This is a genomic window from Labrenzia sp. 5N (assembly GCF_012395805.1).
Classification (GTDB): Bacteria; Pseudomonadota; Alphaproteobacteria; order Rhizobiales; family Stappiaceae; genus Roseibium; species Roseibium algicola.
In genome coordinates this window covers 151141-171068 of the sequence record NZ_JAAZTM010000005.1, presented here as the reverse complement: position 1 = coordinate 171068, position 19928 = coordinate 151141, and the positions used below count along the sequence as shown (strand labels likewise).

At 58.8% G+C, this 19928-nt stretch carries 20 protein-coding genes; 8 read left to right on the top strand and 12 right to left on the bottom strand.

The genetic code is table 11. The features are described 5' to 3' along the window. Window positions 1-29 precede the first annotated feature (29 nt). The 3 genes from rho to hemE form a co-directional block, all read right to left on the bottom strand. Complete coding sequence (rho, locus tag HEP89_RS08190; RefSeq protein ID WP_023002463.1) at window positions 30-1295, bottom strand: transcription termination factor Rho; 1266 nt, start codon at window positions 1293-1295, stop codon at window positions 30-32. Window positions 1296-1594: 299 nt separating this feature from the next. Further along, window positions 1595-2023 carry a protoporphyrinogen oxidase HemJ gene (gene hemJ / locus HEP89_RS08185; protein WP_023002462.1) on the bottom strand — a complete coding sequence of 143 codons (429 nt, stop codon included), beginning with the start codon at window positions 2021-2023 and terminating at the stop codon, window positions 1595-1597. Between the two features lie 4 nt (window positions 2024-2027). Continuing rightward, entirely contained in the window at window positions 2028-3056 is a 1029-nt protein-coding gene (hemE, locus tag HEP89_RS08180) for a uroporphyrinogen decarboxylase (RefSeq protein ID WP_168691758.1), read from the bottom strand. A gap of 424 nt (window positions 3057-3480) precedes the next feature. Between hemE and HEP89_RS08175 the strand changes: the two genes are divergently transcribed. The 5 genes from HEP89_RS08175 (at window position 3481) to dnaQ (ending at window position 7384) form a co-directional block, all read left to right on the top strand. Continuing rightward, complete coding sequence (locus HEP89_RS08175) at window positions 3481-4341, top strand: pyruvate, water dikinase regulatory protein (protein ID WP_077291365.1); 861 nt, start codon at window positions 3481-3483, stop codon at window positions 4339-4341. 12 nt (window positions 4342-4353) lie between these two features. Continuing rightward, the gene (locus HEP89_RS08170) at window positions 4354-4953 is read left to right on the top strand and encodes a Maf-like protein (protein WP_062486005.1); all 600 of its coding nucleotides are present in this window, start codon (window positions 4354-4356) and stop codon (window positions 4951-4953) included. Next, the gene (locus HEP89_RS08165; RefSeq protein ID WP_197923174.1) at window positions 4950-5798 is read left to right on the top strand and encodes a shikimate dehydrogenase; all 849 of its coding nucleotides are present in this window, start codon (window positions 4950-4952) and stop codon (window positions 5796-5798) included. Before HEP89_RS08170 ends, HEP89_RS08165 begins: the two co-directional genes overlap by 4 nt. Then, window positions 5795-6382, top strand: a complete 588-nt coding sequence (gene coaE, locus HEP89_RS08160) for a dephospho-CoA kinase (RefSeq protein WP_168691757.1) — start codon at window positions 5795-5797, stop codon at window positions 6380-6382. Before HEP89_RS08165 ends, coaE begins: the two co-directional genes overlap by 4 nt. Before the next feature lie 288 nt (window positions 6383-6670). Further along, window positions 6671-7384 carry a DNA polymerase III subunit epsilon gene (gene dnaQ, locus HEP89_RS08155; RefSeq protein WP_168691756.1) on the top strand — a complete coding sequence of 238 codons (714 nt, stop codon included), beginning with the start codon at window positions 6671-6673 and terminating at the stop codon, window positions 7382-7384. Between the two features lie 33 nt (window positions 7385-7417). Here the strand turns inward: dnaQ and HEP89_RS08150 are convergent, their stop codons facing one another. Both HEP89_RS08150 and HEP89_RS08145 read right to left on the bottom strand, forming a co-directional pair. After that, a complete protein-coding gene (locus HEP89_RS08150; protein ID WP_168691755.1) occupies window positions 7418-8311 on the bottom strand; it encodes an aminoglycoside phosphotransferase family protein in 894 nt (297 codons plus the stop codon). Window positions 8312-8332: 21 nt separating this feature from the next. After that, window positions 8333-9319: a D-glycerate dehydrogenase gene (locus HEP89_RS08145; protein WP_023002454.1), complete on the bottom strand. Its 987-nt coding sequence runs from the start codon at window positions 9317-9319 to the stop codon at window positions 8333-8335. 288 nt (window positions 9320-9607) lie between these two features. Between HEP89_RS08145 and HEP89_RS08140 the strand changes: the two genes are divergently transcribed. Beyond that, the gene (locus HEP89_RS08140) at window positions 9608-10105 is read left to right on the top strand and encodes an SH3 domain-containing protein (protein ID WP_031269978.1); all 498 of its coding nucleotides are present in this window, start codon (window positions 9608-9610) and stop codon (window positions 10103-10105) included. A gap of 125 nt (window positions 10106-10230) precedes the next feature. Here the strand turns inward: HEP89_RS08140 and fabI are convergent, their stop codons facing one another. The 3 genes from fabI to fabA form a co-directional block, all read right to left on the bottom strand. After that, a complete protein-coding gene (fabI, locus tag HEP89_RS08135; protein ID WP_023002452.1) occupies window positions 10231-11043 on the bottom strand; it encodes an enoyl-ACP reductase FabI in 813 nt (270 codons plus the stop codon). Window positions 11044-11053: 10 nt separating this feature from the next. Beyond that, complete coding sequence (gene fabB / locus HEP89_RS08130; RefSeq protein WP_031269976.1) at window positions 11054-12277, bottom strand: beta-ketoacyl-ACP synthase I; 1224 nt, start codon at window positions 12275-12277, stop codon at window positions 11054-11056. Window positions 12278-12416: 139 nt separating this feature from the next. Continuing rightward, entirely contained in the window at window positions 12417-12923 is a 507-nt protein-coding gene (fabA, locus tag HEP89_RS08125) for a 3-hydroxyacyl-[acyl-carrier-protein] dehydratase FabA (RefSeq protein ID WP_023002450.1), read from the bottom strand. A 420-nt stretch (window positions 12924-13343) separates the two neighbouring features. On the opposite strand from fabA, the gene irrA reads away from it, so the two are divergent. Then, window positions 13344-13778: an iron response transcriptional regulator IrrA gene (gene irrA, locus HEP89_RS08120; RefSeq protein ID WP_023002449.1), complete on the top strand. Its 435-nt coding sequence runs from the start codon at window positions 13344-13346 to the stop codon at window positions 13776-13778. A 25-nt stretch (window positions 13779-13803) separates the two neighbouring features. Here the strand turns inward: irrA and HEP89_RS08115 are convergent, their stop codons facing one another. Then, entirely contained in the window at window positions 13804-14325 is a 522-nt protein-coding gene (locus HEP89_RS08115; protein ID WP_168691754.1) for a GNAT family N-acetyltransferase, read from the bottom strand. Window positions 14326-14348: 23 nt separating this feature from the next. Beyond that, window positions 14349-15164 carry an endonuclease III gene (nth, locus tag HEP89_RS08110; RefSeq protein ID WP_023002447.1) on the bottom strand — a complete coding sequence of 272 codons (816 nt, stop codon included), beginning with the start codon at window positions 15162-15164 and terminating at the stop codon, window positions 14349-14351. Window positions 15165-15186: 22 nt separating this feature from the next. Between nth and HEP89_RS08105 the strand changes: the two genes are divergently transcribed. Continuing rightward, window positions 15187-15708, top strand: a complete 522-nt coding sequence (locus HEP89_RS08105) for a DUF2244 domain-containing protein (RefSeq protein WP_055660267.1) — start codon at window positions 15187-15189, stop codon at window positions 15706-15708. On the opposite strand, the gene HEP89_RS08100 is transcribed toward HEP89_RS08105, so the two are convergent. Further along, entirely contained in the window at window positions 15705-16892 is a 1188-nt protein-coding gene (locus HEP89_RS08100) for an MFS transporter (protein ID WP_062485988.1), read from the bottom strand. The two genes, HEP89_RS08105 and HEP89_RS08100, sit on opposite strands and share 4 nt — an antisense overlap. Window positions 16893-17076: 184 nt before the next feature. Then, entirely contained in the window at window positions 17077-19803 is a 2727-nt protein-coding gene (mutS, locus tag HEP89_RS08095; RefSeq protein WP_168691753.1) for a DNA mismatch repair protein MutS, read from the bottom strand. Window positions 19804-19928: the final 125 nt, after the last annotated feature.

Genomic DNA, 19928 nt, shown 5'->3' with positions numbered 1-19928 from the left:
CCTTTGAATAGAACCCGATCCGTTTAGGATCAAGTGTTCATGCTGTCGAAGAAATCGTCGTTCGACTTGGTCTGCTTGAGCTTGTCGAGCAGGAACTCGATCGCATCCACCGTCCCCATCGGGTTGAGGATCCGGCGCAGCACGAAGGTCTTCTTGAGACGTTCGGCCGGTACCAGAAGCTCTTCCTTACGCGTACCGGAGCGCTGGATATCGATGGCCGGGTAAACACGTTTGTCGGAGATCTTGCGGTCCAGGATGATTTCGGAGTTACCCGTGCCCTTGAACTCTTCGAAGATGACTTCATCCATGCGGCTGCCGGTATCGATAAGTGCGGTCGCGATGATCGTCAGCGATCCACCCTCTTCAATGTTACGGGCCGCACCGAAGAAGCGCTTCGGCCGCTGCAGGGCGTTGGCATCCACACCACCGGTCAGGACCTTGCCTGAAGACGGAACGACAGTGTTGTACGCACGTCCCAGACGCGTGATGGAGTCCAGCAGGATGACGACGTCCCGGCCATGTTCGGTCAGGCGCTTGGCCTTCTCGATCACCATTTCGGCAACCTGCACGTGGCGGGCAGCCGGTTCGTCGAACGTGGAGGAAACCACTTCGCCGTCGACCGTACGCTGCATGTCGGTCACTTCTTCCGGACGTTCGTCGATCAGAAGAACGATCAGATAGCATTCCGGATGATTGGTGGTGATGGACTTCGCGATGTTCTGCAGGAACACCGTTTTACCTGTGCGCGGCGGCGCGGTGATCAGCGCACGCTGGCCTTTGCCGAGGGGTGCTACCAGGTCGATAACGCGGGAGGAGAGATCCTTTATGGTCGGATCTTCGATCTCCATCCGGAAACGTTCATCCGGATAAAGCGGCGTCAGGTTGTCGAAGTGAACCTTGTGCCGGGCCTTTTCCGGATCCTCGAAATTGATGGTGTTGACTTTGAGAAGGGCAAAATACCGTTCGCCCTCTTTGGGGCTGCGGATCTGGCCTTCAACGGTGTCCCCTGTCCGCAGCGAAAAGCGGCGGATCTGCGAGGGCGAGACGTAAATGTCGTCCGGGCCCGGCAGATAGTTCGCATCCGGAGACCGGAGAAAGCCGAAGCCGTCCTGAAGGACTTCAACGACGCCTTCGCCGATAATCTCCACATCCTGAGCAGCTAGGTTCTTCAGGATGGCGAACATCAGCTCCTGCTTGCGCATGGTGCTGGCGTTTTCGACTTCAAGCTCCTCAGCAGTCTGGAGCAGCTCTGTCGGTGTTTTTTCTTTTAGGTCTTTGAGTTTCATTTCCCGCATCGAGTTGGGGTCTTTTTTTGTGTTGTTATGGATTTAGGTTTGGAAAGGTCGTTCTGCGCCGGATGGATGGGTCGGCCAGAAGATATCTGAGAGACTTTTAGGCGTGTCCAGATTGTACGGCGACTGCGGAGCGATTGAAAACGAACACTGTGCCGTATGAAGATGCGCGAAAGATACGTTGATTTGCAATAAAGCGCAAGCCCGGAATTCTGCCGGTTTTTTAGGCCACACTTAGAATTCGAAAGGTGAAAATGACGGCCGCATGTCTGCGGCTGTCTCTATTGCCTGTTTCGTGCCGCTTAAAACGGTTTGACGATGACGAAGATGACGATCCCGATCATCAGGACAGTCGGAACTTCGTTGAGTATCCGGTAGTAACGTTGCGACCTTTTGTTCTCGTCGCGGGCGAATTTCTTCACACAGCTGCTGAGATGGCCGTGAACACCGGACATGATCAGGACAAACGTGAACTTGGCGTGGAACCACCCGTCCTGCCAGGCCTGAAGTTCCCAGGCGAGCCACAGGCCAAACCCCCAGGAGGCGATCATGGCCGGATTGATGATGGCCTTCAGCAGCCGCCGTTCCATGATCTTGAAGGTCTCGGACTGTTCCGATCCGATTTCCGTGGCCGCATGATAGACGAACAGCCGCGGCAAATAGAGCATGCCGGCCATCCACGCGATGATCGAGATGACGTGGAGCGCCTTGATCCAGAGAAAGAGATCCATGCGCTTATCCCTTCCTGACCAGCTCGACCATGCGGGCAACGTTTTCCGGATCCGCGTCCGGCGTCACACCATGCCCCAGGTTGAAGACCAGTGGACCCTTGTCGAAGGTGTTCAGGATATGGGCCACGCCCTCTTCCAGCGCCTTGCCGCCAGCCACCAGCCGCATCGGATCCAGATTGCCCTGGATCGGGACCTTCTTCTGAATGTCGAGCGCAACCTGGTCCGGAGCCGTCCAGTCGAAACCGACCGCATCCACACCCGTACCTTCCACGAATGCCATCATCCGAGCCGAGGAAGCTTTCGGGAAACCGATGATCTTTGCATCCGACCGCACGGCCCGAACACCGTCAACGATCCGGCGGGTCGGTTCGATCGACCAGCGCTTGAAACCGGCTTCATCCAGAACGCCCGCCCAGGTATCGAAAATCTGGACCGCATCCGCGCCCGCATCCAGCTGTCGGATGAGATAGCGGATCGAGGCCGTGACGAGCTGATCGACGAAACGCTGCATCAGGTCAGGATCGCGATAGGCGCCCACACGGGCGGCAACCTGGTCCTGGGTGGTGTGACCGGCAACGGAGTAGCAGGCAACCGTCCAGGGAGCGCCACAGAAGCCCAGCAGCGTCGTTTCCTCTGGCAGCTCCGCCCGCAGGCGGGAAACCGTCTCTATGACCGGTTTGAGATGATCCTCGGCACGATCCTGTTCCAGACGATCCAGAAGATCGGAAGACAGCGGTTCCAGAACGGGACCACGTCCTTCTTCAAAACGAACCGGGTATCCGATGGCGTCCGGTACGACGAAGATGTCTGAAAACAGAATGCTTGCATCAAAACCATACCGGCGGATCGGCTGGAGCGTGACCTCTGTTGCAAGGTCCGGCGAATAGCAGAACTCCAGAAAGTTTGCCGCCTTCGAACGCACTTCGCGATATTCGGGAAGATAGCGTCCGGCCTGACGCATCATCCAGATGGGAGGCGGCCAGAGCTTTTCTCCGGAGAGTACCCGCATCACGGACCTGTCTTGGGATTTCATGAGGTCGCCTTTCCCACATTTCAAATCAATAAAGATTCTTATTTTGAATCTGTTTTTTCTATTTGTGCGTGGATTACCGGGATCATTTTCTATCCACAATCCATCAGCCTGATTTTCTCGGCGGGAAAAAATCCGCTACTTGTTAAGCAGATTTCCTCCCCAGGAGTCGATAACAGGATTACGAATTGAATTACAATCACTTGTCCGCTTGTTTACGTTTCGTTAAGGAATTGGGCGGCAGTGGACAATCTGTCGATATGTCACAGCGCCTTTGTGAATCCACATCCATGCACAACCGTTTCGGCATCAGTTTCCGCTCGTTTAAGCATTGTTAATAAATTCGGCTGAGCGGGCATAAACTTCGTGCTAGGCACTGGGTGGTAGACATCTTACCCAAATCATCAACAGGCCTGGGGATGACAACGTGAACAAGTCGAGACACTACTTCCATCTCCATCTCGTGTCCGACTCCACCGGCGAAACGCTGATGACAGTGGCCCGTGCGGCAACGGTTCAGTACGAGAACGTGCAGGAAATCGAGCATGTGTATCCGTTGGTGCGCTCCCAGAAGCAGCTCGACCGGGTAATCACTGAAATCGAAAAGGCACCCGGCATCGTCCTCTATACCCTGGTCGATGTGGAAATCGCCGGCCGGCTGGAACTGAAGTGCCGCGAGCTGGGTGTGCCCTTCGTCAATATCCTGGATCCGGTCTTCGCGGTCTTCCAGTCCTATCTCAATGTCACCCAAACCCACCGGGTCGGCGGACAGCATGAACTGGATGCGGAATATTTTCGCCGGATGGAAGCGCTCAACTACACCATGCTGCATGATGACGGTCAGATCTGGGACGATCTGGAATCCGCCGATATCGTGCTGATCGGCATTTCGCGCACATCCAAGACGCCAACCTGCATCTATCTAGCCAACCGGGGCATCAAGGCTGCAAACGTTCCGCTGGTCCCGGGCATTGCCCTGCCCGAACATGTGAAGAAACTCAAGCAGCCGATGATTGTCGGTCTGATCGCTTCTGCCGAACGCATTCAGCAAATCCGCCGCAACCGTGTGCTGTCATTGAATTCGGAAGGCTATAACGACACGTATGTCGACCGGAAGGAGATCTCCCAGGAGATCAACATGACCCGCAGGCTCTGCACGGAACATGGCTGGCCGTTGATTGACGTTACGCGTCGTTCTGTCGAGGAGACAGCTGCGGAGATCCTGACCCTTTTCAAGGAATTCAAATCAGGGCAGGAAGGCGGAGGAGAAACCGGGCGCGCCGGATAACCAACAAAAGGGATGGAAATGGCACTTGTCTTGGCAAGCGGAAGCAGGATCCGCGCTGATCTTCTGAAAAACGCCGGGCTCGACATCGAGGTCGACCCGGCCGATGTCGACGAGCGTGTTGTCGAAGCCCCGCTCCTGGAAGCTGGCTTTCCTCCGGAAGACCTGGCAAGCGTTCTGGCGGAAGCCAAGGCGAATGATGTCAGTGACCGACGCGCCGGTGATCTTGTCATCGGTGCCGATCAGATTCTGGCGTTCGAAGGTGAAAGACGCACAAAACCGGAGGACATGGAAGCTGCGCGCCGGCAACTGCTCGCCTTTTCCGGCAAGACTCACGAACTGCATTCCGCCGTGGTGATTTCGAAGGATGGCGAAGCAATCTGGCGCCACGTTTCCACGGCACGGCTGACCATGCGTGAACTGAGCCCGGCCTTCATTGGCCATTATCTGGCTGCGGCCGGTGAGGACGTGCTTTCCAGCGTCGGTGCCTATCAGCTGGAAAGTCTCGGCGTGCAGCTTTTTGAAAAGATAGATGGCGACTATTTCACCATTCTTGGCCTGCCGCTTTTGCCTCTTCTGGCAGAACTGCGCAGTCTGAAGGTGATCGAAACATGAGCGGATCCGTGAAAAAAGCGGCCATTACAGGCCATCCGGTGACACATTCCCGCTCTCCGCTGGTGCATGGATACTGGTTGAAGAAGCACGGCATCGCCGGAGAATATGGCCGGGTCGATGTTCCGCCGGAAACTGCCGAGGACTTCTACCGGAACTTTGCCGATGCGGGTCTGTCCGGGGCCAATGTCACTGTTCCGAACAAGGAAGTGGCTGCCGCAGCCTGCGACTGGCTGGACGATGCGGCAAAATCCATGGGGGCTGCCAACACGATCTGGCTGGACGACAGCGGCCGGCTGTGCGGGGCCAATACGGATGGTCTCGGCTTTCTCGGCAATCTTGATCAGCTCGCCCCCGGGTGGGACGTTTCACGTGAATCTGCCGTGGTCCTGGGGGCAGGCGGAGCCGCACGTGCCGTAGTGTGGGCATTGCTTTCACGGAAATTCACAAGAGTTCATATCGTCAACCGGACATTCGAAAAAGCAAAAGCTATCGCGGATATGTTTGGTTCCGGAACAATTGCCCATGAATGGGACAACCTGGGGACAGTGCTTGAAGAAGCTCATCTTCTGGTGAACACTACTTCGCTCGGCATGGCCGGCAAGGCGCCGCTGGAAATCGACCTGTCACCCTTGCCGAAGACGGCAACCGTCACTGACGCAGTCTATGCTCCACTTGAAACCGATCTGCTGCGCAGCGCGAAGGCGCGGGGCAACCAGACTGTGGACGGCCTTGGCATGCTGCTGCATCAGGCCGTACCCGCTTTCGAACGCTGGTTCGGGGTTCGGCCGGAAGTGGACGACACCCTGCGCAACCTCATACTCGCAGACCTTGGAGTAACCGCGTGATCCGGATCGGCCTTACCGGCTCCATCGGCATGGGCAAATCGACAACGGCAAAAATGTTCGCAGCCGAAGGTGTTCCCGTGCACGATGCCGATGCCACGGTCCACGCGCTCTATTCGGGCCGGGCCGCGCCGCTGATCGAGGCGGCGTTTCCCGGCACGGTGTCGGACGGCAAGGTCGACCGTCTGCTGCTCTCTCCGCATGTGCTCGGCAAGCCCGAGGCCATGAAAAAGCTCGAAGCCATCGTTCATCCCCTGGTGCGTGAGGAAGAGCAGCTCTTTCTGAAGCGTGCCCGCGCAGACCACCGGCGTATCGTCATGCTGGATATTCCGCTGCTGTTTGAAACCGGCGGTGAGGCCCGTGTGGATGTCGTCGTTGTTGTCACCGCCGATGCACAGGTTCAGCGAGACCGTGTTCTTGCCCGGCCTGGCATGAGCGAAGACAGGTTCGAGGCGATCCTCGCCAAGCAGATGCATGACGCCGAAAAACGCCGCCGCGCGCATTTCCTGGTCGATACCGGCCGGGGCATGGAAGCGGCGAAGCGGCAGGTGAGAGCGATCCTGAAGGCATTGGCCGCGACAGGGTGACGTCTCTCTGATCTCCTCTTGCACCGAAGGTCTTTTCAATTTCGCCCTCATCCTGAGGAGGGCCTGTAAGGCCCGCCTCGAAGGATGGGCGGCATACTCCGAAACCAGTGACCCATCCTTCGAGACACCCCGCAATGCCGGGCTCCTCTGAATGAAGTGTTGGACGGAACAGGCACTGGGGCACTGGGATCAAACGCCAGAACCCCAGAACACCGGGGAAAACCGCGCGCAACTCTTGCCACTCACCCAGCAAGCTGCACAGTGAATCCATAGGCAAAAGGCGGAAAAATGCGCGAGATCTCGTTCGATACGGAAACAACAGGCCTGAACCCGCGCGGAGGCGATCGGCTGGTGGAAATCGGCGGTGTGGAGTTGATCAACCACATCGCGACGGGCAATTCCTATCACGTCTACATCAACCCGCTGCGCGACATGCCGGAGGAAGCTTTCCGGGTTCATGGCCTGTCGGCGGAGTTCCTGTCCGACAAGCCCTTGTTCGAGCACGTTGCGGATGAGTTTCTGGAGTTCGTTGGCGATGCCACGCTGGTGATCCACAACGCGGCTTTCGACATGGGCTTCATCAACATGGAGCTGGAACGGGCCGGACGGCGCACAATTCCGAACACCCAGGTGCTCGATACGCTGGATCTCGCCCGCCGCAAGCACCCATCGGGGCCGAATTCGCTGGATGCGCTGTGCTCTCGCTATGGCATCGACAACTCCAAGCGTATCAAGCACGGTGCTCTTCTGGATGCGGAAATCCTGGCTGAAGTCTATCTGGAGCTTATCGGCGGCCGCCAGACGGCCCTTGGCCTGATTACAGACGAAGAAGAAACCTCTTCGGCAGGTTCCAGCTTCGAACCTGGCGAACTCGGCACCTTTAACGCCCGCCAGCGTCCCTCGCCGTTGCAGCGCCTGTTGCAGGACAGCGAATTTGAAGCCCACAAAGCCTTCATCGAAGGCATGGGCGACAGCGCGATCTGGTCAAAATACAACGGCTGAGGCTCGAAAGACCTCTCAAACGGATTTCATGGATCAATTGTCTGCCAGCAACCAGCGCACCGTTTCAAAGTGCCGCTCGGCATAGCTGCTGCTGAATGCCCAGGCCATGGTCTGGCCGATGGTCCAATATCTTGCCCGCTCCCGGTCAAGCTCCAGTTCTTCCGACAGTCGGTCCAGCCGGTAACGCGCTTCGGCTTTCGAATGCCCGAATTCGAAGCTCCTGACGATCGGGCTAAGCGCAAAGGCAGGATCGCCGGCGAGAGGCTTCGGGTCGATGGCAAGCCAGGTATCTCTTTCAGAGGACAGAATGTTGTGTCCGTGCAGGTCCTGGTGGAGCAGGACCTCTTCCGTCTTTTTCTCACGACAAAGGTCCTGCAAGGCCTTGCGCGCAGCGTCCACGAGATGTTGCTCGCAAGGCTTCCCGGCAGCCATCCAGTTATGGTCGAGGCTATCCCGCCACCGTGCGGCTTCATCGCTGAGGCGGGTAAACGGGTCATCGGCAGGGATCGTCAGGAGACGCAGCAACCCTGCAACAACGCCAATCCGGTCCGTTTCGATGTCGTCGGCCAGAAATTGCCCCGGCCTGCAGCGCTCCAGCAGCAGTGCGCCTAGTTCCGGCGCATGCTTCAAAAGCCGAACAGCACCCTTGCCGTTCCAGCGCGCCAGTGCCTCGGCTTCGTGGCGGCATTCGTGATCGGGATACTGCAATTTGAGGACAACATCCTGACCATCGTGCCTTGCCGGAACGACGAGAGATACATTACCGCCAGAAAACGGGCTCCCTGGGTCTGAAAGCCCGAAGTGTTCGCAGGCGGTTTCAAGCAGCACCGGCAGCTTGTCGAGCCAGATACGGCCGGTTTCGGTCGCCCTCAGCCAGTCGAGACTGGCCGGCACGGCAAACGCGCTGCCGATGAAACGATCAGCCAAGACATGAGACTCGCAAACGGGTCAAAGCATCGATGGCAGAACACGATCCGGCGGGCGGTGTCCGTCCATGAAGGTCTTGATGTTGATGATGACCTTCTCGCCCATTTCGATACGGCCCTCGATGGTGGCCGACCCCATGTGCGGCAGCAGCAGAACGCTTTCCAGCTTGGCCAGCTTCGGATTGACTGCGGGTTCGTGCTCGAACACGTCCAGGCCGGCGCCGGCAAGCTCACCGCTCTCGAGCATCCGGATCAGGGCGTTTTCGTCGATCACCTCGCCACGGGCGGTGTTCACCACGTAGGCATCCTTTTTCAGAAGCTTCAGGCGGCGGGCGGACAGAAGGTGGAACGTTCCCGGCGTGTGCGGGCAGTGGATGGAGACGACATCCATGCGCGCCAGCATCTGGTCAAGGCTGTCCCAGTAGGTTGCCTCAAGCTCTTCCTCGACACTTTCGGCAAGGCGGCGGCGGTTGTGATAGTGGATCGACATGCCGAAGGCCTTGGCACGGCGCGCAACGGCCTGGCCAATGCGGCCCATGCCGATGATACCCAGGCGTTTTCCCCAGATCCGGTGGCCAAGCATCCAGGTCGGCGACCAGCCGGCCCAGTCGCCGGCTTCCAGCGCCTTGATGCCTGTGGCAAGTCGACGCGGCACGGCCAGGATCAGCGCCATGGTCATGTCCGCGGTATCTTCGGTCAGCACGCCCGGCGTGTTGGTGACATTGATTCCCCGGTTGTTGGCACTCACGACATCGATGTTGTCGACACCATTACCGAAGTTTGCGATGAGCTTCAGGTTTTCACCAGCCTGCGAGAGGACAGATGAGTCGATCCGGTCGGTAACGGTCGGCACCAGAACATCGGCGGTTCGCACCGCTTCTACCAGTTCCGCCTGGCTGAAGGGCCTGTCATTATCATTGAGACGCGTCTCGAAAAGCTCACGCATCCGTGTTTCCACCACGTCCGGAAGCTTCCGGGTCACCACAACGACAGGCTTCTTTTTCGCCATACCAATTGCCTTTCGCGCTTCGTTGAGGACTTGTTAACCTCAACGGTACCACTTTGACGCTGCGCGTTGCGCGAGCGGATGAGACCACCCCTTTTCCTTACCAGATGGTCCGGCAGAAACAAGGGATCGGTTTCAATCGCCGCGGATCGCCAACCGGCCAAAACGACCAAGCTGGTTTTCGCGCAAATTTTTCGGTAGAGATTTGCCTCAAATCAAAGATCAATAACAATTGGACAACCGGACAATATGGCTCGCTCGTTCCAGGCTACCCGGATCTTCCTCACTGTGATGACATTGCTGTGCGGTCTGCTCGCAACTTCGGTCGCTTCGCAAGCCCAGGGCACCACGACCGGTGCAAGCGGCCTGCCGGTGCCGAGATTTGTCAGTCTGAAGTCCGACCGGGTCAATGTGCGCATCGGGCCTTCGCGCGAACATGATATCGCGTGGACCTTCGTGCAGTCCGGTTTGCCCGTGGAAATCGTCGGTGAATTCGAGAACTGGCGCCGCATTCGCGATTGGGAAGGCAAGCAGGGCTGGGTGTTCCGCTCGCTGTTGTCCAGCCGCCGCACGGCTCTCGTCACCCCATGGGAAAAAAGCGACCGCACACCGCTGCGCTCCCGCTCCCGCTCCGACGCTGATATTGTTGCCGAACTGGATCCCTTCGTGCTGACGACGGTTTCCGAATGTGCCGGAGGCTGGTGCCGGGTCAACGGCGAGAATTATGACGGCTGGCTGGATCAGACCCGCCTGTTCGGTGTCTATCCGGACGAGCTGATCGGAGACTGACGTCCCCCTCCCTTGATTGCCTGGGTTTCCTGATCCCTCATCCTGAGGAATACGGCGCGGAATTTCTGAAACAAAAAAGGCGGCCATCAGGCCGCCTTTTGCATGTTTGGATTGTTGGACAGGCCTCAGTCGGCCTGAACTTCCTGAACCTTGAGCTCTTCCAGACGCGGCATCGACATGATGTTGTAGCCACTGTCGACAAAGTGCACTTCACCAGTCACGCCACCGGAAAGATCCGACAGGAGATAGAGGCCGGTTCCGCCGATTTCGTCCAGGGAAACGGTCCGGCAGAGCGGAGAATTGCGCTTCTGGAAGTTGAACATCAGGCGGGCATCGGAAACGCCGGATCCTGCAAGGGTCCGAACCGGGCCTGCGGAAATCGCGTTCACGCGGATGTTCTGCTCACCGTAGTCCACCGCCAGGTAACGGACGGAAGATTCCAGAGCAGCCTTGGCAACGCCCATCACGTTGTAGTTCGGCATGACCTTGGTGGAACCACCATAGGTCAGCGTCACCATGGAACCGCCATTGGTCATCAGAGCGGCAGCCCGCTTGGCGATTTCGGTGAAGGAGAAGCAGGAGATCAGCATGGTGCGGGAGAAATTCTCCCGCGTGGTGTCGGCGTATTTCCCGCGCAGTTCCGTCTTGTCGGAAAAGGCGATCGCATGCACCAGGAAGTCAATGCTGCCCCACTCTTCCTTCAACGTGTCGAAAACGCTATCGACCGATGCAATGTCTTCCACGTCGCACGGCACAAGGATCTTGGAACCGACGGAATCCGCCAGCGGCTTGGTACGGCGGCCGAAAGCCTCTCCCTGATAGGTGAAGGCAAGTTCGGCACCGTGATCGGCGAGCGTCTTGGCAATACCCCAGGCAATGGAGTGGTCGTTGGCAACGCCCATGATCAGGCCGCGTTTGCCCTTCATCAGATCAGACATTCAAAACTCCTCAGCCGTGAAAGCGCGACAGCGCGAGCGACGCGTTGGTGCCGCCAAAGCCGAAGCTGTTGGAAAGAACCGTGTCGAGGCCTGCATTATCCACGCGCTCGGTCACGATCTCGCCCGGCTTCAGGGCCGGATCCAGCTCGTTGATGTTGGCAGACGCGGTCATGAAGTCGTTCTGCAGCATCAGCAGGCAGTAAATGGCTTCCTGAACGCCGGTCGCACCCAGGCTGTGGCCGGTGAGCGATTTGGTCGAAGACACCGGCGGCTGGTTTTCACCGAACACGCGGCGGATCGCTTCGATTTCGCCGATATCGCCGACGGGTGTCGAAGTGCCGTGGCTGTTGATGTAGTTGACCTTGCGGTCGCCCAGGGTCGAGGTGGCAAGGCGCATGCAGCGCTCGCCGCCTTCACCGGAAGGCGCCACCATGTCGTAGCCGTCGGAGTTGGCTGCGTAGCCGGTAACCTCGGCATAGATTTTCGCGCCGCGCGCCTTGGCGTGTTCCAGTTCTTCCAGAACCACCACACCGCCACCACCGGCAATCACGAAGCCGTCGCGAGTCGCGTCATAGGCCCGCGATGCGGTCTGAGGGGTGTCGTTGTACTTGGAGGACATGGCGCCCATGGCGTCGAACAGACAGGACAGGGTCCAGTCGAGTTCCTCACCGCCACCGGCAAACATCACGTCCTGCTTGCCGAACTGGATCTGTTCGGTAGCTGCACCGATGCAATGTGCCGAGGTGGAGCAGGCCGACGTGATGGAATAGTTGATGCCCTTGATCTTGAACGGCGTCGCCAGGCAGGCAGAGTTGGTGGAGCTCATGCCGCGGGTCACCATGAACGGGCCCATGCGCTTGGGCGACCCTTTTTCCAGCACGATCTGGTGCGCCTGGAACAGGTTCTTGGTCGACGGACCACCGGAGCCCATGATCAGGCCGGTGCGCGGGTTGGAGATGTCGGTTTCTTCCAGACCGCTGTCGGCAATCGCCTGCTGCATGGAGATGTAGTTATAGGCGGCACCGTCGCCCATGAAGCGCAGCTGGCGCTTGTCGATGAGCGAAGCGATATCGACATTCGGCATGCCGTGTACCTGGCTTCTGAAGCCGTGTTCCGCGTAATCCGGAGCGAAGCTGATGCCGGACTTGCCTTCTCGAAGGCTGGACAGCACTTCTTCGGTGTTTGCTCCGATGGACGACACGATACCCATGCCGGTGACGACAACGCGTCTCATTGCGGTCTCCTATTGTCTTGACTGCACCACAGCTCTCAGGGGGTGTGTCGAGAGCCTGCAGGCACATACATAATATGCAAACCGGCGCTCCCAATGAAAAAGAAGCGCCGGTGCCATCAATTGATCCTGCGAACGGGTGTCAGGTCTTTGCCAGGCCGACGCGCAAATCGGTCGCCTTGTAAATCTGTTCACCGTCCGCCTTCAACCAGCCGTCGGCAATGCCGAGAACCAGGCGACCCTTCATGACCCGCTTGAAGTCGACACCGTATTCCACCAGCTTCACGTCCGGCGTAACCATGCCCTTGAACTTCACTTCACCAGTCGACAGGGCCATGCCCTTGCCTTCAAGGCCCAGCCAGCCAAGGAAGAAACCGGTCAGCTGCCACAGGGCGTCGAGACCAAGGCAGCCCGGCATTACCGGATTTCCCTGGAAATGGCACGGGAAGAACCAGAGATCCGGCTTGATGTCGAACTCGGCGCGAGCGAACCCCTTGTCGAATTCACCGCCGGTTTCGGAAAGTTCCGTGATCCGGTCGAACATCAGCATCGGGGGAAGAGGCAGCTGGGCATTGCCCGGGCCAAACAGCTCGCCGCGGCCGCAGGCGAGAAGTGCTTCATAATCGTAGCTGGAGCGGCGATCGGTCATTCGGGATCCGTGTTTTGTCTCCTGCCAGAGAAATTCCCAAGGCAGGTTTGGTTTGTTTTCGGTTCGTTTGAGGCGCCTTCCTAACACAGGGGAACCATGACCGAAAGATGTCACTTGCGCGAAGTTACTCGGTTTTTTCGGGCGTTTCGCCAAGTTTTGTGCGTATTCGACGTAATCTGCGCATCCGGCTCCGGGACACCGGCTTGCGGCTGTTTGGTCAGCGCTTGCACGAACCATCCGAACGCGCCGCAGTTGCGCCCTGATTTCCGCTCAGGTTGCCCTTTACGTTTAAAACTTGCATCTTGGGTACAAGAAATGGCAGATATAGGCCAATGTTAGTGAAAACGGCCCGGCGCAACGTTTGCGCGGCACATATTTGCGCCGTTTCAAGAAGCGACCCTGGACCTGGATCGGATCGGAATGACAACACTTGTGGTGCATGAAACCGGCGACAAGAAGAATGTGACCGACATGCTGCGGTCTGCAGGCCTCCGGCCGACGCGCCAGCGTGTCTCGCTTGCAGAAATTCTGTACTCCCGGGGCGATCGCCACATCTCGGCCGAGCTGCTTCATGAAGAGGCGGTCGACGCCGATGTGCCGGTCTCTCTCGCCACGGTCTACAACACGCTGCACCAGTTCACCGAAGCCGGTCTGCTGCGCGAAGTCGCGATCGACGGCAACAAGACCTACTTCGACACCAATGTGTCCGACCACCATCACTTCTTCATCGAAGGCGAAAACCGGGTGATCGACATTCCGGGCGAAGGTGTGGGCATCGGCGCTCTGCCGAAAGCACCCGAAGGCATGGAAATCGTTCGTGTCGACGTGGTCGTACGCGTTCGCGAGAAACGCTGATCGTCGCGATTGATTGCGGCGGCCCTCAGGCCAGACCGCTTTCCACATAACGCAATTTCCATTCGTAATAGTCGGAGGTCGTCCCGATCTCCGCCAGATGCCGCTGGCCATCCGGCTCGAAGCCAAGTTTCTTCAGGAGGTTGGCGGAGCGGACGTTTTCCGGATGCGTGATCGCGCACAGCGTGCGCAGCTTCAGTTCCCGGGTAACGAAGTCCAGCACGCTCTGCCCGGCCTCGCGGCCGAACCCCTTTCCGCGGTGGTCTTCCAGAAAGGCAAAACCAAGGTCCGGGTACTTCAGTTCCTTGCGCACCACCAGACCGCACACACCAACCGGTGTCAGCGATGGTTTCAGATCCAGGATCCAAAGCCCGACTCCATGGGCGGCAAAGCGCGCCAGCGTCTTGTTCTTGATGTAGTTGGCCGCATCTTCCTCGGTCTTGATACCGTGGTCGGCGATAAATCGGATGTAATCCGGCTCATTCATGAGCTTGTGGTAAAAAGCGGCATCATTGCTGGAAGGCAAGCGGAAGCGAAGCCTCTCGCTCACGGGAAATGGTCCAAGCGGGAAACTCACGCAACTGTTTCCTTTTCAATAAGGGCTTTGGTGCGCAGGGCAATATCCGGCACCGCATCAAAAAGTTCTTTCTCCGTGCTCCGGCACAGATCGTAAATCACACAGCGCCGGCACTCCGGTTTGCGCGCCTTGCAGATGTACCGGCCATGCAGGATGAGCCAGTGGTGGGCATGGAGCGCAAATTCCACCGGCACGACCTTCTCCATCGCTTTTTCCACGTCGAGAGGCGTCTTGCCGGGGGCAATGCCTATGCGGTTGCCCAGGCGAAACAGATGCGTGTCGACGGCAATGGTCGGGTGGCCGAAGAAGATGTTCAGAACCACATTCGCGGTCTTGCGGCCGACACCGGGCAGCGCTTCCAGCGCTTCGCGGTCTTCTGGAACTTCGCCGCCATGGTCGCGGATCAGCTGCTCGGACAACAGGATGACGTTCTTGGCCTTGTTCTTGTAAAGGCCGATCGTCTTTATTTCCTCCCGCACCCGGTCCTCCCCGAGCGCCACCATCTTTTCCGGTGTGTCGGCAATCTGGAACAGGTGTCTTGTTGCCCGGTTCACACCAACGTCGGTTGCCTGGGCCGACAGCACCACGGCAACCAGAAGCGTGAAAGCATTGACATAATCCAGTTCGCCCTTCGGTTCCGGGTTGTCGGCATGGAAGCGCTGGAAGATCGCAAAGGTTTCCGCCTTCGTATAGCGGGACCGTTTCAGCACCTTGCCGGGGTTGTCCACGGAGGGTGCTTTTCTCCGGGTCTGTTTGGATTTTGCGGGCCGGCGTGCTGCCGCAGTCTTGGAAGGGCTCTTTGCTTGCGTCATCTTCTCTCTATAATCATGCCTCATGAGCGAGAACAATCCGAAACCCCTGCAGGATGGCGAATTGCCGGATCAGGACCGGCCGTTTTTCACTGCCGTTCTGACCCCCCACCGGTCTCTGGGGCCAAACGGATTCCTGGTTCTCATGTGCTTCTTCGGCGGTGTCAGTTTCATCGCCGGAATTCTGTTTCTGCGTATCGGCGCCTGGCCGGTTTTCGGGTTCTTCGGACTTGATATCGCGCTGCTCTGGTTTGCCTTTCGGATGAACTACCACTCCGCACGAACTTTCGAGGAAGTGGTTGTCTCGCGGCACGAGATTGCGATCCGCAAGGTTGGCCCGGGCAAGAAATACCAGGAATACCGTTTCAATCCCTTCTGGGTCCGCCTGACGGTGGATCGGATCGAGGACGAAGGGGTCGTCAAGGTGACCCTCCTCAGCCGGGGTGAACAGGTCGATCTCGGCAATTTCCTGAATCCCGATGACAGAACGAGTTTTGCCGGTGCCATGGCCAATGCGTTGTCCGTCGCCAAGTCAGGCGGTGTCTAGGCTCCTTCTTCAATGACTTTGGGCTGCACCTTGAGCGTTGCAAGCAGAACCGCCAGGGCCGCGGTTGCAGAAAGCGCCGCGGTGTAAAGCACGGTCTGAAAGCTGGCCGCACTGGCGATGAAACCCATCGAAATGCTGCCGATCATGCCACCGAGGAACAGGCTGTTCATGTAAACCGCCGTTGCCCGGCCCGGCCGGTCCGGTGCGAAGCTCTGCACGAAGCTGATCGCGACACCGGCAAATAGGCCATAATAAGTCCCTTCCAGTACCGCGATGGCCAGCACCTGCCAGAGTGCGGTCACCTGGGCAAACAGCACCATGCTGACCGCGGCAAGGCACGCTGCCAGCATCAGCACCTGGCGAATGCCGATGCGCTCGGCAAGGCGAACCGAGCCGAAGATGACAAAGACTTCCAGCAGGCATTTGACCGACAGTGCCAAGCCGGGTGTTGCGCCGGGCAGATGTGTTTCCTGCACGAAGAACAGCGGCATCGCCGAGACGAACAGCGAATTGGTGATGACAAAGCCAAGGCAAGTCAGCCCGGCAATCTGAAGACCCCAGTTGATCGGCGCCTTGCCGTTTGTCTTGGAACGCTCTCGTGCTGACCTGAAGTCAGCCGGAACGACAATGTACCAGAGCATCAGGTAGACAATGCCGATCGCAAAGGCGCACAGGAAGGCGGCGGCAAAGCCGAAGGCTGCAACCACCGAAAAGGAGACCGCCGGCCCGATCATCCACGCAAGTGAAACCATCATGCGCAGCCAGGAATTGACCCTGGCAACGTCCATGCCCTCCTGTTCGGCAAAAAGGCGACCGAAGGTAAAGACGACACCCGCGCCCATGTTGGAAAGGCTCATCAGGGGGGCGATCAGAACAAGCAGCATTGCAAGACTGCTGATCTGGGTCAGCAGTGCGGCGAGCGTGATATAGGCGACAACAGAGACGACCAGCAGGCTCTTGACCGGAAAACGGTTGTCCAGCCGTTCGCCTGCCCATCGATTGACGGCCAGCGTCAGCGGCATCACCAGACCGGAGTAAAGTCCCACCTGCCAGGGTTCGGCGCCCAGCCCTTCCACAATGAAAAAACTCATCAGCGGCACCAGCGCCGAAACGCCGAGGCTGTTGGTGAATTGAAGAAGCAGAATCAGCAATGCCTGTCGGGGCAGTTGCAGGAGGGACAACATGACGATCGCCGGAAAAGTGAAATAAGCAAGAATTACAACCTAACTGGGTTGTATCGCCTCGTCACCGCTTTTTTTGCCGAACGCGCGTCTGCCGATTGCGCAGCCCGTTTCGGAAAGTTTCGAAAACCAGACATTCCCGAACGCTATCGTCACTCAAATCAGCGGCACAATCCGAACCTGACAACTAGTCGTCCGGGGTCAATCGCAATGTCTTCAGCCGGTACAGCGCTTCCAGCGCTTCGCGCGGGGTCATGTCATCCGGATTGATTGCCTCGAGAGCGACCGAAACAGGATCGGGTTCTGCAAACCCTGCCGGAGCGCTGGGCGCAGGCGCGGTCAGGCTGGCGAAAAGCGGCAGTTCGTCGATCAGGCTCTCAGCCGGCGAGCGGCGGTCCTGCTCTTCCAGCTGGCTGAGCACCTGCTTGGATCTTTCGACGACGGATACCGGCAGACCAGCCAGCTTGGCCACCTGAATGCCGTAGGATCGGTCGGCTGCACCGGGAACGATCTCGTGCAGGAAGATAACGTCGCCCTTCCATTCCTTCACCGAGACGGTGGCATTTGAAAGCCGGGCCAGCTTGGCGGAAAGGGCAGTCAGTTCGTGGTAGTGAGTCGCAAACAGGGCACGGGACCTGTTGACCTCATGAAGATGTTCGATCGTCGCCCAGGCAATGGACAGGCCGTCGAACGTGGCTGTGCCACGGCCGATTTCGTCCAGGATCACGAGTGAGCGGTCACCGGCCTGATTGAGGATTGCAGCGGTCTCGACCATCTCCACCATGAAGGTGGATCGGCCGCGCGCAAGATCGTCTGCCGCGCCGACGCGGGAAAACAACCTGTCGACCACGCCGATATGGGCTGCTGCTGCCGGCACATATCCGCCCATCTGGGCCATCACGGCAATCAGTGCGTTCTGGCGCAGGAAAGTCGATTTACCGGCCATGTTCGGACCGGTAATCAGCCAGATATGGCCGATATCCTCGTCCGCTTCCGGACCGAGATTGGCATCATTGGCAACAAAACTGTCGCCGCCGGATTTCTTCAGCGCCTTTTCGACCACCGGATGACGTCCACCCTTGATGTCGAAAGCGCGGCTGTCATCGACCACGGGCCGGACATAGCTTTCTTCCTGGGCAAGTTTCGCAAGCGCGGCCGAAACATCCAGAATGCTGAGGCCGTGGGCGGCGGCCTTGATTGCTTCCCCTGCGTCGATGATCGCCTTGGCAAGCCGGTCGAAGATTTCCAGCTCGATGGCAAGCGAGCGTTCGCCGGCACTGGCGATCTTCGATTCCAGATCCGCAAGCTCCGTGGTGGTGAAGCGCATGGCGCCGGCCATGGTCTGGCGGTGGATGAACCGACCGGGATCTGCGGTCAGCTTTTCCGTCTGCGCGGAAGGCGCCTCGATGAACCAGCCGAGCACGTTGTTGTGCTTGATCTTCAGCGACCTCAGGCCGAGTTCTTCCGAATAGTCTGCCTGAAGCTTCGCGATGACCTTTCGGCTTTCGTCGCGCAGGGAGCGCAGTTCGTCCAGATCGGCGTTGTAACCGGTGGCGATGAAACCGCCGTCGCGTTTCAGAAGCGGCGGCTCTTCTTTCAGTGCCGTCGTCAATTCGCTGCCGAGATCGTGCGGAGCCTGTTCAAGACTGGCGCGCGCAGCAGCGATTTCCGCCGGAATCGTTCCCGCCGTCGCACTGGTCTGGTCGAGCACTGCCCGCGCGGCCTCAAGCCCCTGGGCAACCGACAGGATATCGCGCGGCCCGCCGCGGTTGAGCGCGATCCGCGACAGGGCCCGGGCCATGTCCGGGGCACCTTTCAGTGTCTGGCGCAGACCTTCGCGCATGATTTCGTTTTCAAGAAAGAAGGCAACGCCGTCGAGCCTGTGCTGGATCGCATCGACATTGACCAGCGGTCCGGCCAGGCGGCTGGCGAGCAGGCGCGAGCCGCCGCCTGTCACTGTCCGGTCGATCGTCGCCAGCAGCGAGCCCTGCTTTTCGCCGGAAAGCGTGCGGGACAGCTCAAGATTGGCCCGGGTTGCCGGATCGATCAGCATGCGCCCGGCGCCGGCCTCGCGCACGGGCGGATCCAGCGGAGGGCGTTCGCCGAGCTGGGTCTTCTCGATGTAGGCAAGAATGCCGGCGGCGGCGGAAAGCTCCGCCCGGCTGAAGGTGCCGAAGCCGTCGAGGGTCTTCACACCAAAGTAATGCGCAAGCCGGTCCGTGGCGGTGGAACTGTCGAAAAAGGCACGTGGCACCGGTGACAGCGCACCGCCCGCCTGTTCGGCTGTCAGGCGCAACTCGCTTTCCTGCAGCAGATTGTCCGACAGGATGAGTTCGCGCGGGGAAACCTGGGCAAGGTCGGCGGCAAGGCGCTGATGATCGGTTTCCGACACCTGGAAGGAGCCGGTGGACATGTCGATCCAGGCAAGACCATAGACCGCGCTGCCGTCCAGCGAGCCGCCCTTCAACCGGGTCAGCGCCATCAGGTAGTTGTTGGCACCCGCATCCAGCAGCCGCTCTTCCGTCAGCGTTCCGGGGGTGACGAGACGCACGACATCGCGCCGGACGACGGATTTGGAGCCGCGTTTCTTGGCCTCGGCCGGATCTTCCGTCTGTTCGCAGACCGATACCCGGTGCCCCTTGGCAATCAGCTTGTTGAGATAGTCGTCGGCTGCATGCACCGGCACGCCGCACATCGGAATGTCGGCACCCTGGTGCTTGCCGCGCTTGGTCAGCGTGATGCCGAGCGCGGCGGAGGCAACCTCGGCGTCTTCGAAAAACAGTTCGTAGAAATCGCCCATCCGGTAGAACAGAAGGCTGTCCGGATTGGCAGCCTTGATCTCCAGGAACTGGGCCATCATTGGCGTGACCTTGCTGTCCGCCGGGGTGATTTCTTGCGCGCTCTGTCCACTCATGCCTGATACCTAGCAAACTGAGCGGACCATTCCACCAAGGGCCTATTCCATCTTGGCTTGAGGCTTCATTTTCCAGGGGATAAGGTCGGGCTCCCGCCCGTAAAGAGAGCGCGCAAGAGGAAACG

Coding starts and splice junctions, on each gene's coding strand:
- irrA (WP_023002449.1), top strand. CDS start 13,344: ATGACAACACTTGTGGTGCATGAAACCGGCGACAAGAAGAATGTGACC.
- fabI (WP_023002452.1), bottom strand. CDS start 11,043: ATGTCTGATCTGATGAAGGGCAAACGCGGCCTGATCATGGGCGTTGCC.
- HEP89_RS08105 (WP_055660267.1), top strand. CDS start 15,187: ATGAGCGAGAACAATCCGAAACCCCTGCAGGATGGCGAATTGCCGGAT.
- HEP89_RS08145 (WP_023002454.1), bottom strand. CDS start 9,319: ATGGCGAAAAAGAAGCCTGTCGTTGTGGTGACCCGGAAGCTTCCGGAC.
- HEP89_RS08170 (WP_062486005.1), top strand. CDS start 4,354: ATGGAAATGGCACTTGTCTTGGCAAGCGGAAGCAGGATCCGCGCTGAT.
- nth (WP_023002447.1), bottom strand. CDS start 15,164: ATGACGCAAGCAAAGAGCCCTTCCAAGACTGCGGCAGCACGCCGGCCC.
- HEP89_RS08140 (WP_031269978.1), top strand. CDS start 9,608: ATGACATTGCTGTGCGGTCTGCTCGCAACTTCGGTCGCTTCGCAAGCC.
- fabB (WP_031269976.1), bottom strand. CDS start 12,277: ATGAGACGCGTTGTCGTCACCGGCATGGGTATCGTGTCGTCCATCGGA.
- hemE (WP_168691758.1), bottom strand. CDS start 3,056: ATGAAATCCCAAGACAGGTCCGTGATGCGGGTACTCTCCGGAGAAAAG.
- fabA (WP_023002450.1), bottom strand. CDS start 12,923: ATGACCGATCGCCGCTCCAGCTACGATTATGAAGCACTTCTCGCCTGC.
- dnaQ (WP_168691756.1), top strand. CDS start 6,671: ATGCGCGAGATCTCGTTCGATACGGAAACAACAGGCCTGAACCCGCGC.
- rho (WP_023002463.1), bottom strand. CDS start 1,295: ATGCGGGAAATGAAACTCAAAGACCTAAAAGAAAAAACACCGACAGAG.
- mutS (WP_168691753.1), bottom strand. CDS start 19,803: ATGAGTGGACAGAGCGCGCAAGAAATCACCCCGGCGGACAGCAAGGTC.
- hemJ (WP_023002462.1), bottom strand. CDS start 2,023: ATGGATCTCTTTCTCTGGATCAAGGCGCTCCACGTCATCTCGATCATC.
- HEP89_RS08100 (WP_062485988.1), bottom strand. CDS start 16,892: ATGTTGTCCCTCCTGCAACTGCCCCGACAGGCATTGCTGATTCTGCTT.
- HEP89_RS08165 (WP_197923174.1), top strand. CDS start 4,950: ATGAGCGGATCCGTGAAAAAAGCGGCCATTACAGGCCATCCGGTGACA.